The sequence below is a fragment of the Streptococcus oralis genome (assembly GCF_901543815.1).
GTDB lineage: Bacteria > Bacillota > Bacilli > Lactobacillales > Streptococcaceae > Streptococcus > Streptococcus oralis_CM.
Genome location: NZ_CABEIU010000002.1, coordinates 1,788,764 through 1,801,342 on the forward strand (window position 1 = coordinate 1,788,764; position 12,579 = coordinate 1,801,342).

12 protein-coding genes are annotated in these 12,579 nt (G+C 39.8%); 4 read left to right on the forward strand and 8 right to left on the reverse strand.

Features of this window, described 5'->3' with window-relative positions; all coding sequences use genetic code 11:
- Positions 1-41: 41 nt before the first annotated feature.
- Entirely contained in the window at positions 42-488 is a 447-nt protein-coding gene (gene argR, locus FQT28_RS09135; RefSeq protein WP_143989982.1) for an arginine repressor, read from the reverse strand.
- 147 nt (positions 489-635) lie between these two features.
- On the opposite strand from argR, the gene argS reads away from it, so the two are divergent.
- The 3 genes from argS (at position 636) to FQT28_RS09150 (ending at position 4,501) form a co-directional block, all read left to right on the forward strand.
- On the forward strand, positions 636-2,324 hold the full coding sequence (gene argS / locus FQT28_RS09140; RefSeq protein ID WP_143989983.1) for an arginine--tRNA ligase: 1,689 nt from the start codon (positions 636-638) through the stop codon (positions 2,322-2,324).
- Positions 2,325-2,798: 474 nt separating this feature from the next.
- The gene (locus FQT28_RS09145) at positions 2,799-3,044 is read left to right on the forward strand and encodes a MarR family transcriptional regulator (protein ID WP_132972795.1); all 246 of its coding nucleotides are present in this window, start codon (positions 2,799-2,801) and stop codon (positions 3,042-3,044) included.
- A gap of 194 nt (positions 3,045-3,238) precedes the next feature.
- Entirely contained in the window at positions 3,239-4,501 is a 1,263-nt protein-coding gene (locus FQT28_RS09150; RefSeq protein WP_143989984.1) for an NRAMP family divalent metal transporter, read from the forward strand.
- An 85-nt stretch (positions 4,502-4,586) separates the two neighbouring features.
- On the opposite strand, the gene nrdI is transcribed toward FQT28_RS09150, so the two are convergent.
- From nrdI to FQT28_RS09175, 5 genes are all read right to left on the reverse strand, one after another.
- Positions 4,587-5,057, reverse strand: a complete 471-nt coding sequence (gene nrdI / locus FQT28_RS09155; protein WP_143989985.1) for a class Ib ribonucleoside-diphosphate reductase assembly flavoprotein NrdI — start codon at positions 5,055-5,057, stop codon at positions 4,587-4,589.
- Between the two features lie 77 nt (positions 5,058-5,134).
- A complete protein-coding gene (locus tag FQT28_RS09160; RefSeq protein WP_038804665.1) occupies positions 5,135-5,668 on the reverse strand; it encodes an ABC transporter permease in 534 nt (177 codons plus the stop codon).
- Between the two features lie 60 nt (positions 5,669-5,728).
- Positions 5,729-7,015 (reverse strand): response regulator transcription factor, encoded by a 1,287-nt coding sequence (locus tag FQT28_RS09165; protein ID WP_143989986.1) that lies wholly within the window; start codon positions 7,013-7,015, stop codon positions 5,729-5,731.
- Positions 7,016-7,027: 12 nt separating this feature from the next.
- Positions 7,028-8,698: a sensor histidine kinase gene (locus FQT28_RS09170; protein WP_125449899.1), complete on the reverse strand. Its 1,671-nt coding sequence runs from the start codon at positions 8,696-8,698 to the stop codon at positions 7,028-7,030.
- A complete protein-coding gene (locus tag FQT28_RS09175) occupies positions 8,676-9,290 on the reverse strand; it encodes a YesL family protein (protein WP_125449898.1) in 615 nt (204 codons plus the stop codon). Before FQT28_RS09175 ends, FQT28_RS09170 begins: the two co-directional genes overlap by 23 nt.
- Before the next feature lie 133 nt (positions 9,291-9,423).
- Between FQT28_RS09175 and FQT28_RS09180 the strand changes: the two genes are divergently transcribed.
- Positions 9,424-9,993 carry an MptD family putative ECF transporter S component gene (locus FQT28_RS09180; RefSeq protein WP_143989987.1) on the forward strand — a complete coding sequence of 190 codons (570 nt, stop codon included), beginning with the start codon at positions 9,424-9,426 and terminating at the stop codon, positions 9,991-9,993.
- Between the two features lie 174 nt (positions 9,994-10,167).
- Here the strand turns inward: FQT28_RS09180 and dltD are convergent, their stop codons facing one another.
- Both dltD and dltB read right to left on the reverse strand, forming a co-directional pair.
- Entirely contained in the window at positions 10,168-11,340 is a 1,173-nt protein-coding gene (gene dltD / locus FQT28_RS09185; RefSeq protein WP_143989988.1) for a D-alanyl-lipoteichoic acid biosynthesis protein DltD, read from the reverse strand.
- Positions 11,341-11,387: 47 nt separating this feature from the next.
- Complete coding sequence (gene dltB, locus FQT28_RS09190) at positions 11,388-12,542, reverse strand: D-alanyl-lipoteichoic acid biosynthesis protein DltB (protein WP_143989989.1); 1,155 nt, start codon at positions 12,540-12,542, stop codon at positions 11,388-11,390.
- Positions 12,543-12,579: the final 37 nt, after the last annotated feature.

Sequence of the window (12,579 nt, forward strand, 5' to 3'; positions counted from 1 at the left end):
CTCCTTGTCAAAAATAAGGCTTGGGAACAAGTCCCAAAACCCTATTCATCCTTCATCAAATCTAGCAAACGCTCTTCCGTGAGCTTGGCAACATGCTGGTCTCGACAAATAACCAGTAAGGTATTGGCTCCCGCAACTGTTCCTAAAATCGCCTCGTCCTTATTTTCATCAACAATATTTGCTAAGACAGCTGCTTCTCCCAACTTGGTATGAAGTACCAAAGTAAACTCTGCTCTCGCAACCCCTTCTAGATGATGCGACAAAAACTCTACCAAATCAATCTTTTCTGTTTCATTCGCTAGCACATAATATACCATACCATTTTTCTTAACCTTGATCAAGCCGATCTCGCGCAGGTCGCGAGACAAGGTCGTTTGCGTCACAAAGACATTCCGAACTTCTAGGCGATCTTGGATATCCTTTTGTGTAGCTAGTTTTTCCTCAGTGATCATCTTTTTAATCAACTGGTGTCGTTCTTTTTTTCTCATATCAACCTCTTACATGAATATTTATAACCGATTTTGAGTTTATTTTTAGATATAATTATACCAAAAAAACTGAATAATTCAAAAAAATCTTTCTTCTTTCACTAAATTTATGATAAAATAGAATAAAAGCCCAAAAGGAGCCTACTTATGAGTACAAAAAAACTGATTGCTAGTGAATTGGCTAGCGTCATCGATAGCCTAGATCAAGAGGCTATTTTAAATTTACTAGAACAACCAAAAAACTCTGACATGGGAGATATCGCTTTTCCTGCTTTCTCACTTGCAAAAGTCGAACGCAAGGCACCTCAAATGATTGCTGCTGAAATCGCTGAAAAAATCAACAGCCAAGCCTTTGAAAAAGTTGTTGCAACTGGCCCTTACGTCAACTTCTTCCTTGATAAATCTGCCATTTCTGGAGCAGTTATCAAAGAGATCATCGAAAAAGGATCTGACTACGCTCAACAAACGGAAGGCAAAGAGCAAAATATCACGATTGACCTATCAAGTCCAAACATCGCAAAACCTTTCTCAGTAGGTCACTTACGTTCAACTGTTATCGGAGATGCTCTTTCTAATATCTTTAAGAAAATGGGCTACAACACTATTAAAATCAACCACCTTGGAGACTGGGGTAAACAGTTTGGTCTTCTCATGGTTGCTTATAAAAAATGGGGAAGTAAGGAAGCCGTCGAAGCTAATCCGATTGACGAATTGTTGAAATTGTACGTTCGCATCAATGCTGAAATCGAAAACGACCCAGCTCTTGATGATGAAGGTCGCCTCTGGTTCAAAAAATTGGAAGATGGCGATCCAGAAGCAACTCAACTTTGGCAATGGTTCCGTGATGAAAGTTTGGTCGAATTCAACCGCATCTACAAACTACTCGGCGTTGAATTTGATAGCTTAAACGGGGAGGCCTTCTATAATGACAAGATGGACGAAGCCGTGCAAATCCTTGAAGAAAAAGGTTTGCTAGAAGAATCACGCGGAGCTAGCATTGTCAACTTGGATGATTTCGATTTGCCACCTGCTATGATTAAAAAATCAGACGGCGCTACTCTCTACATCACTCGTGATATCGCAACAGCTATCTACCGTGCTCGTACTTACAACTTTGTGAAAAATGTCTATGCTGTCGGCCAAGAGCAATCTAACCACTTTAAACAGTTGAAAGCTGTCTTGAAGAAAATGGGATTTGACTGGAGCGATGATATGATTCACGTTGACTTTGGTCTTGTAACTAAGAACCGTCAAAAACTCTCTACTCGTAAAGGAAACATCATCCTGCTCGAACCTACCCTTCAGGAAGCAATCAGCCGTGCCAAAGCACAAATCGAAGCGAAAAATCCTGACCTCGAAAACAAGGAACAGGTTGCCCAAGCTGTCGGAGTGGGAGCTGTTAAATTCTACGACCTCAAAACGGATCGCAGAAATGGTTATGACTTTGACCTCGAAGCTATGGTTTCTTTTGAAGGGGAAACTGGTCCATACATCCAATACGCCTACGCTCGTATCCAATCTCTCCTTAGAAAAGCAGACTTCCAACCAAATGCTCAAGCAAATTACAGTCTAAATGATGCTGAAAGCTGGGAAATTATCAAACTTCTCCAAGACTTTGCCCGTGTCATCAAACGCGCATCTGTTAACTATGATCCATCGCTCATTGCCAAGTATGCAATCAGCTTGGCTCAAGCTTTCAATAAATACTATGCCCACACTCGTATCCTGGATGAAAGTCCAGAGCGTGACAGCCGTCTAGCCCTCAGCTACGCAACAGCTGTTGTTCTCAAAGAAGCCCTTCGTTTGCTTGGAGTAGAAGCACCAGAGAAGATGTGATTCAGTACTAACAATTCGAACTAAAGTTCCTAATTGTTAGACGCTAGCCGCTTATATGCGAACTAGCTAACTGCTTCACTAGTCATGACCCCTAAATATAATCGATTTAGAGGCCATGACGTCGTAACTATGGTGATTTGGCTAGGCGCTTCACTAGTTCTGGGACATAAATATTATCGATTTATGTCCCAGAACGTCGTAACCAGTACGAATTGCCTAAACGCTTTACTAATTCACCAAACCAAATAAAATCGATTTGATTTGGTTCATGTCGTAATCTTTAAATAACTTAATTGCAAAGCAATCTAAGTAACTAACACCAAATCCTATACGGACTTTTCAGTTAAAGGTCAAGACCGTCTTGTTTTATCTGTCGGATACCTGTTCCGCTAGTCTAATCACTTAGTTGAAAAGCGAAAATTTCTTTCGCTTTTCTTATACCATCAACTTTTTTATCAAACCAGGAGAGATTTTATGAGCCAGTATGCTTATATCTTAGTTCTTATCAGTCTTGTCGTTCTTTTTCTCATCAATAAATACGAAAAAGAAAAACTTCAACAACTCCTTCAGGAACAGCTTCTGAAGGACGAAGTTTTCAAAACAGACATACGCGAAAGGATCCAAACAACGGAAAATATCAATGATGTGATTGACTACATCAATAAAGGTTACCGTTTGGGACTCCTGCTTTCTAAGGAAATCACTGAGCAATTGAAATAAGGGAATCTGAGAAGTTTTTTTCTCGGTTTTTTACTCCCATCAATACCATTTCCTTGTGATAATCATATCTTTCATATGATTTTTCTGAAATTTTCTAAATTTTTCAAAAATTCTCTTGTGTTTTTCATAAGTTTCTTGTAGAATAGTAGCTACCTATTCAGATTATTCTGAAAATTCAAAAACAGGAGGTTTTTATGTCACAAGTTACTTCATCACACCAGTCTACCTGGACAAGCAAGCTAAAAGCAATGGGACCCGGGATCCTAATGGCTTCCGCTGCAGTCGGAGGTTCTCACATCGTATCCTCCACTCAAGCCGGTGGTTCTTATGGATGGTCGCTGCTTCTCTTGGTCATCTTAGCCAATGTTTTTAAATATCCATTTTTCCGTTTTGGTGCTGAATACACAGCAGATACTGGAAAGACCTTGGTCGAAGGTTATGCCGAAAAAGGGAAACTCTATCTCTGGATTTTCTTTATTCTCAATGTCTTTTCTGCCTTGGTCAATACTGCAGGTGTTGCCATCCTTTGCTCAGCCATCATTGCTAGCGCCTTTCCCATGATTGGCCTTAGCATCACTCAATGGTCTCTTATCCTTGTTGCGGTCATTTGGGCTATGTTGCTCTTTGGGGGTTACAAACTATTGGACGGTATGGCAAAATGGATCATGTCTGCCTTGACTATTGCAACTGTTCTTGCCGTCATCATTGCTGCCGTTAAGCACCCAGAATACAGCTCTGATTTTATCGAGAAAACACCTTGGCAAATGGCAGCCCTACCCTTTATCGTTTCCCTTCTAGGCTGGATGCCTGCCCCTATTGAAATTTCAGCTATCAACTCACTTTGGTCTGCTGAAAAGAAAAAGACCGTCAACTTTAATACAGAGGATGCTCTTTTCGACTTTAACGTCGGCTACATCGGAACAGCTATCCTAGCTGTATTCTTTGTGGCTCTCGGAGCACTCATTCAGTATCCTACAGGTCAAGCGGTTGAAGCGGCATCTGCCAAATACATCTCGCAATTTGTGGGCATGTACGCCTCTGTCCTTGGCGAATGGTCTCGATATTTGATTACCTTCATCGCTTTCCTCTGTATCTTTGGGACAGTAATTACTGTCATCGATGGCTATTCACGTGTCAATCAGGCATCCCTTCAACTCTTGGCAAATCAAAAAGAGGATAATCGTAAATCTTTGAACATCTGGATGACCATCACAGCTATCATTGGTATCGTCATCATCAAGTTCTTTGCCGGTCAAGTTTCAACCATGCTCCGCTTTGCCATGATTGGATCTTTTCTTACAACACCATTCTTTGCCCTTTTGAACTATGTGTTGGTCACAGGTGAAAATAAAAATCTTCCTTCTTGGTTGAAACTCCTCGCCATTGTAGGATTGATCTTCCTCTTTGGATTTGCCATCTTCTTTATCTATGCACTTGCCATCGGAAAAGCAGGCTAGTTCACAAAGCAGCACCCTCGTCTGAGGTGCTTTTTTCTGCATCCAAAAGGCAGTTGAGAAAATCCAACTGCCTACTTGAACGATTCTAACTTTCTGAGTCCAATCCATATAAGTCCGCGATAATCGCTGCGACCTTTTTAATATCTCCCAGCATTCCTCTCATTTCAAAGTCAGCCAATACAGGGAAACCAAAGCGCTGGCTGTACTGCTTGGCAGTCAGACAGTACTGGTTATTAAAATTGCGATTACCAGAGCCCACTACACCAAAACACTTACTGGCATTGTCTCCATAGGCGATAAAATCACCCACTGGAGTCGTTAAAATCTCAACATCGCCGTTATTGACACCATTTCCACCTTCTAGATAAGTTGGTAAAAAGGCGACATAAGGATGATCCATCTCAAAGAAATCTTTCCCTTCCTTGACTAGATCCTTGATATGAATCTTTTGTACCTCAATCCCTTCGTACTGAGACAGGAGATAGTCCTTGAGTCGGGTTACAAAACTCTCTGTATTCCCACTCAAACTGATATACACTAAGGATATTTTTTTCATTTTGACCTCGATTTTTATGTTTACGATATAAAAAGAACTAACAAGATTGTAACTTGATAGTTCCCTTTTGTCAATACTTAGGCGGCTTCTTCTGCTTCAACTTCCTCAGACAAATCTTTTTGTTGACGCCACATCTTGTAAAAGACAATGGCAAGGAAGAGGACATTGATAACAACAAATAAAATCGTTGTTCCCTTTCCAAGGACTTCTGTTCCTAGTCGCAAAGTCTCATCACGGATAGCTTGTACAGCATCTTGCATACCCATATAAGTATAAATCGAACCAACAATGGCAAGCAAAACATAAGCAATGTAAGCATAATTTGCATATTGCAAATGATTACGAACCAAGAGCACAATACCTGCGACTACTAAAATCGCAGATAAAATAATCAAAACGATGTTAACAGTCGAATGCGATAATTCAGCTGTCTTATGTAGATAATTAATCGTATCCTCCAGCTGCTGAGCGCTAATGCCTTGTACTTGTGCTTGACTGGCACCTAGTGCTTCTTTACTAGGTACTGGACTTAGTATTCCAAACAAAGACATAGCTGAAATCAATGCTGATAGGACTAATAAAACCCAAAGATAAATAGGTTTCTTTTTCATAATTTTTCCTCCTTAAGGTATTTTGGACATTATAGCATTTTTTGCACGTAAATACAAGTTTTACAGGGAACTTTCGACTTGTTTGCGGTAAGCTTTTGGTGATTTTCCGCACAATTTACGGAAAACCTTGTAGAAATATCCAACATTGCTGTAACCAACAGCATAGCAAACATCTTCAATACTATCATTGGTTGAAAGCAAGAGCTGTTGCGCTGCCTTAATCCGCTGTTTGTTGAGCAATTCTGCGAAGGTTGAGTTGGTTTCTCGCTTGATTAACTGACCGAGGTAGACAGGATTGATAAAGAGATCCTTGCTGATATCCTTAAGCGAGAGCTCTTTCTGATAATCACGCCCGATGACTTCAAGAACACTCACCACATTTTCATTCATGCGGTACTGACCAAAAAACTTAGTCAAGGTTTCTTTGATGTAGGCAACCAATTCTTTAAAGGAGTTAATAGCATGGATGGCTTTGACAATCTCGGTCATATCATCCGCTTTTAGATGCTCAAACAAGTGGAAGACATCCATGACAAACTGAGTAAAGAGTTGTTTGGTGATGGCCACGCGCGGTGTGTTCTCTAAGACAACCTTCTCCAGTAGGGTCAATTCTTCGATGATTTGATTGATATTTCCTTGGATAATCACGCGATAAATCGGTTCATAATAAGCAAACAAACTCTCGGATTTTTCTAGATTAACTGAACCGTAGAAGAGGGCTTTTTCTGCATTGATCTTCCATTTTTCAAAGGCTTGTTGGTAGGGTGCTTCAAAAGGCGTTACTACGATTCCATCTAGTGGTTGATCAGAGATAAAAATCTGCCAGTCTTGACCTAAAACATAGTAAGGAATAGTGAAAGATCCTTGTTTTTCCTTTGAAAGGCCTATCCACCAGCTGTCTTTACCCGCTAAGAAGTTGGTAAATCCCTCTTCATCCAATTCTTGGCTGAGAGTTCGGCTTTGCTCCACCTTTTCCTGAAGTTGGCTCGCAATTTTTTCTAATAGATGACTCAACTCCACCTTATCCACTGGCTTGACCAGATAATCCACGACACTTAGGTTCATTGCTTTCTTAACGTAGTCAAACTCTTGATAACCTGACAGCAAGATATAATAGGTATCTGGAAGCAGCTCCTTCATCTCCTTAATCATCTCAAGCCCTGTCTTATCTGGCATGTTGACATCGGAAATGATCACATCTACTGGATTTTCCTTGACATAGTCTAAAGCATCATCAGCATGATTGGCTGTTGCGACGACTTGCATATCCCATTTTTCAAAGGGGATTAATCGCTTGAGCCCCTCTGTCACCATATACTCGTCGTCTACTAATAAAACTTTATACATTTCCCTTCCTTTCTATTCATTTTGAATAGTAATACGGTAACGAACACCTTCTTGCTCAGCTGACTCGACACTGATTTGGTAGCGATCCCCAAAATAGAGGACAAAGCGTTCGTGTACATTGACTATTCCAATTGATTGTCGCTCTCCGCTATAGCTTGCCTCGTGCTCAAAACTTCTCTGAGTTAGTTTTTCTTGCAAGCTAGCTAGTTTCTCAGCAGTCATCCCGCGACCATTGTCTACTACTAAGATTTCAACAAATCCCTCACCCTTCAAAACCTTAATACTGATCACATTGTCTGTTCGGCGGTGGTCAATACCGTGGGCAAAGTAGTTTTCTACCAATGGTTGGAGCGTAAACTTGGGAATCCTCATATTTTCTAATTCGGGTGCAATCTTAAAACCATAGGCAACTGACTTTGGATAACGCACCATACAGAGATAGCTGTATTTGCGACAAAATTCTAATTCTTGCTTCAGCGTCGTTTCCCGCTCATCGGAGATATTATTGCGTAGTAAACTGCTAAATTCATAGATAATATCCGCCAGTTCATCTTGGCTTTCCATGACGGCATACATCCGTAAAAACTCCAGAGTATTGTACATAAAGTGAGGATTGATTTGAGCCTGTAGGGCTCGCATATTGGCATCCTTTTGGCTGAGCTCTAGCTGATAGATATCGTGGATATTTTTTTCCAAGCAATCCAACATATCATTGGTGGTTTCTGCAATGAGAAGCAATTCCTGATCTTTTTCAGAAGTATCGATCCGAAGTCCCTCTTCTCCTTGAGCAATAACCTCGATAGACTCCACCAAGTCCACAACCTGCCTTTGGTAATTGGAGAAGGTCTGCCTCAAGGTCACATATAAAATAATAATAAAGAGAACACTCAAACCAACAATAACAGCGGAACTAGTTAAAGTCCCAGTAAGAACAAAATCCTTGGGAACTGCTGATTGGACTTGATAGCCATGTGATGTCAAACCAACAATCCAATTTTCCCGTTCAGCTACTACATTTTCCCCTATATGAAACAATTCAGTATCAAAAGGGGAGGTGATCGTCACAGCCACAGGAATCAGACCGCGAGTATTATCAATTGCTTGGTAAAGTACATCCTGTGATAAAGAAACGTAAATAACACCTAGAGACTGATCGGAGTTAGGATCAAGTACTGGTATGGCAAAACTATTGGCTGCTGGTTTGAAATCCTCAGCAAGAATTTTCTCCCCGCTACGTTTCTCTCTAGTAGAAACGTAGACTTCCTTATAGTCTTGCAAAACAATTGCAACACCTGTCACAAAGTCATTTCTTACATACAAATCATCAATGTTTTCATACAAGGATACTGAGACATAGGGAGACGCTTTACGTTGCAACAGCCAGTAAAAATAATCCGATGTACTCAGACTAAAATACTTGTAAATCCCTTCAATCCGTGCTCGATTTTCAACCAGTTCCTGCGCTAGCTGAGTCGACTCCCTGTGGTAATATTCAATCTCACTCACTGTTCGAGTCGTTACACGTTGAGCTACTCGCTGGGCTTCTTTTTCACGGGAACTCCAGTCAGCATAGGAGAGCATGACCGCAAAACTTGCAATGATGACAATCATCACCAAGGTATAGATACGCAAGAGCGAGTGGAGCCAGAACGGCTTCATTTTATTTTGTCGCCAATTTTTCATGGATACTTTCATATACAGGTTCCAACATATCACTGATAAAGAAATGCCATACACCAATTCCTACGAAAAAGAGGAGGGCAGGCATATAGTAACCAATTCCTACAAGCATGACCGTACCAAATAAAACCTTGGCAATTGCCGGCAAATTCATAAAAATCCCGATAAGAGCGAGCTTTACAGTATTTCGATAAGAGAGCTCATAGTGGACTTGGAGTTTCAATGAAACGGTATAAGCCAAAAAAACAAAGGCAACAACAAGGATATTGAGAAAGGTCGCCAAGAGATGAAAAATAGTCTGGTGAGGCAATTGAATCAAAAGGTACAAACCATAGACTAAGACTAGATCTACAAGTACAAAACTATAGAAAGCTAGGTTGCTCTTGACAAAGTTACTCTTATACAATTCCCAAGCTTCTTTCAAACTATAAGCTCGATAAGTATAACCGTGCTCCGCATATAAACTCATAAGAGTTGCACTAGCTGGTGCCAAACCAAAGACCACACCTCCTGCTAGTGTCAATAACCAGAAAAAAGCCGTCGCAATCATTCCTAAAAAGAAACGATTAAAGACGAATTCTAGAAACTTTCCCATGATATCCTCCTTAAAACAACTATGTAACTATTATATCATATTTCAAACGTTTTCAAAAACATAGAGCTCCCATTTACAATCCTCTAAAAGCGTGATACAATTGATTTTGACAGTTTTATATAAGGAGATTCTCATGAAGAAAAATATCTTAACTACCCTCTTAGCCGTCGTCCTCTACTTCCTCTGTCTAGGAATCGGAGTATTACTTGGACACTTGGTGGATTCAACGGGCAATATGTTCTACGCGCCTGCCTTTTCTGCCCTTGTCGGTGGCAGTGTCTATATGCTTCTTTTGGCAAAGGTTCCTCGTTTTGGAGCGATTACCACTCTCGGACTCTTTATGGCTCTCTTTTTTCTAGCTAGTAAACACGGCGCTGGCGCTTTTCTACCAGCTATCGCCTGTGGTCTTGCAGCAGATGCCATCGCTCGTCTCGGAAACTACAGAGATCGAATCAAAAACACCCTCTCCTTCCTCGTCTTTGCTTTTAGCACAAGTGGCCCTATCTTCCTCATGTGGATCCGTCCCAAAGCTTACGTGGCAACCTTACTTGCGCGTGGGAAATCCCAAGAATACATTGACCGTATCATGGTCGCTCCAGAGCTAGACAAAATTTTTCTCTTTGTCGCAAGCATTCTCCTTTGTGCCTTGATTGGGGCTGTGATGGGGCAATTTCTAAGTCAAAAAATAGCCGATAAACTATAAGGTAAAAGCCCTGAAGACTAGCAATGCCTAGTTCCAGGGCCTTTTTGTATACAATCTTAAAATTCACTATAGATAAATTCTTGAATATTCGAAAAATCGGTCACAAAACAGTAAATCACGATGTTCAAGATAACCGTATAAAAAAATAGTGTCCACAAGATTAAACGATGTGTGTTAGTTAGCTTGGTTTGCAAATTTGTAAAGTTCTTTTTCAACTTCCATCCATCCTTTCACTCCAACGTGCATCACGTCAAATAAAAAGTAATCATCATACTCTCTGTTTCCATAGTTTAATACGGTTGCACCATGGCTTTTTGCGACATCTTCTATTTTTTTATAAGTTTTTTCTCGCATCTCTCTTGAGACACCTGTGTAATCATTCCATTTCCCGTTTACTGGGAAAATAATAACCTCAACTTCAATGCCCAATTCTTTAGCAACTGTCAAAAAGAGTTCCATATCTGAATATTCTGGTGACTCTAGGTAGCTCAAATCTTTATTGGAATCTTTTAGCGATGCATAGCGATCTTTTAAGTAAGTATTGTAGTAGTTATTATCAACAGCATAGTCATTATTGTCTGTTTTCTTTTTGACCTCTTCCACAAACTGATCCGTCATCTTCTGCCAATCATAGTCTGGGGTTTTGTCTCCTAGTGAAGGATAATCTGATTTGGCATGTTTTTGATAAAAAGTCTGTTTGAGCTTAAAGGAATACATCGCCTTATCAAACTCTAATAGTTTTTTATCAACAATGGTTCCTTTTCCATCTATGAAATAACTTTTATATTTTTTGTAGATGTCGTTTTGTTGCTTGTTCCCCTTGGTAATCTCGATAATGCGATTGATTAGTTTTTCTTTCGTTTCCTTACTAATCTTGTCATTATCTAGCATGTGGAAAATATGTTCTTGGGAAGCTTTATTCAAAAAAGCATCTTGATGGGTTCCATCTTTTTCAAACCACTGAACAGACTCTACTATAGCTACTTTTCGCTTACTCATAGATCCTTCAATAGAGCCTAAGGTCGTAGCCTGAATGATGTTTTGAGAATAACTAGTCCCAATCTGCATGATATTAAAATCGTTGTAGTTAAAAATTTTATTGGGATGATAGTCTTCATTTATCGTCGCGACCAACTCTGAGGAACCCATTAGAACCAGTGTATTGGGGGTGATATTGCTTGTTAGAATATCTCTACTTTTATACTTTTCATACGAGGTGCTGTAACGAATACTGTTATCCTTGACTTTATAATAATCATCAATCTTCTTGACATAGGTCACATTTAAAAGGGCAAGCGTCGCAATTACGAGCACAAGCGATAGTAAAAATGCTTTTAATTTAATCATCTCGTTTTATCCTATCCCTTCAATCTGGCAGACTTCTTTTCAATCTCTTATCTCTTTAAAATCGTAAGCAAGATTTTATAGGGTTCACCTGAAAAGATAAAGAAACCAATCATAACCAAATTCATGGTCACAAACCAACTTAGCAGCTTATACCAGTTTTTGTTTTTATTTTTCTTATAAAAATTGCTTTTCTTTTGATACACTTCAAATCCAGCCATCAAGACACCGTGATAAAAACCATAAACAATGTAGCTAACACTAAGACCATGCCAAAAACCCATGACCAACATATTGACCATATAGGCATAGGTTGCATTGTGTAGTCTATTTTTAAACCATTTTTTCCTGATAACCTGCATCAATACTCTTGAAAATACGAAATCTCTCAACCAGGTAGACAAGGTGATATGCCATCTGGTCCAGAAATCCTTGATATCGACACTCAAGAAAGGTTTGTTAAAGTTCATCGGTGTCTGAATACCTAGAATGTTACTACTTCCAACGGCCATTAGACTATAGCCTGCAAAGTCAAAGAACAGATACAAGGTATAGAGGTACATATACTTGATTGAGTAGACGACTGTGCCAGTATTGCTTAGAGCGAGTAGCATCTGATAAACATAGGTTGATAAAACAACCTTGTAAAGAAGACCTAGAACGATACGATACACACCGTCCCCTGCTAACTCCAGATACTCTTTTCGAGGCATGACCTCGTTTATCTCTTTTAAAAATCTCCTACTCCGATCAATCGGACCAGCACTAACTGTTGGGAAAAAGAGCAAAAACTGTAGATAATCTTTTACACTGATTTTTTCTTTGATCAAGCCATCCGATATTTCTAGCATGATCTGAATGGTCTTAAAGGACATGTAAGAAATTCCAATAAAGGCCAACAAATGCAGAGAAGTCAGGGCAAAGACTTTATTGATCACCAAAGGAAGAATGGAAAGGAAAACCAGGGGGTTCAGCCGCTTTGCTTCTATCCTCTGTGCTAGAAAAACCAGAAAATATTGATAAACGATAAAGGCGAGCAAATAGACAATCATCGCTCGGCTCTTGCCATAAATAGCTCCTGCGAATAAGAGGGAGAGCGCCAAAATATAGTAGTCCTTACGTTTTTCAAAAAAGTTTACCACAAAACCAATCAGTAAAACTACAAATAAGAGAAGGAAAAACTCATTCCCCTCGAAATAATTCATATCAACCGAACTCCTTTTTCATTTTCTCATCTCGCTT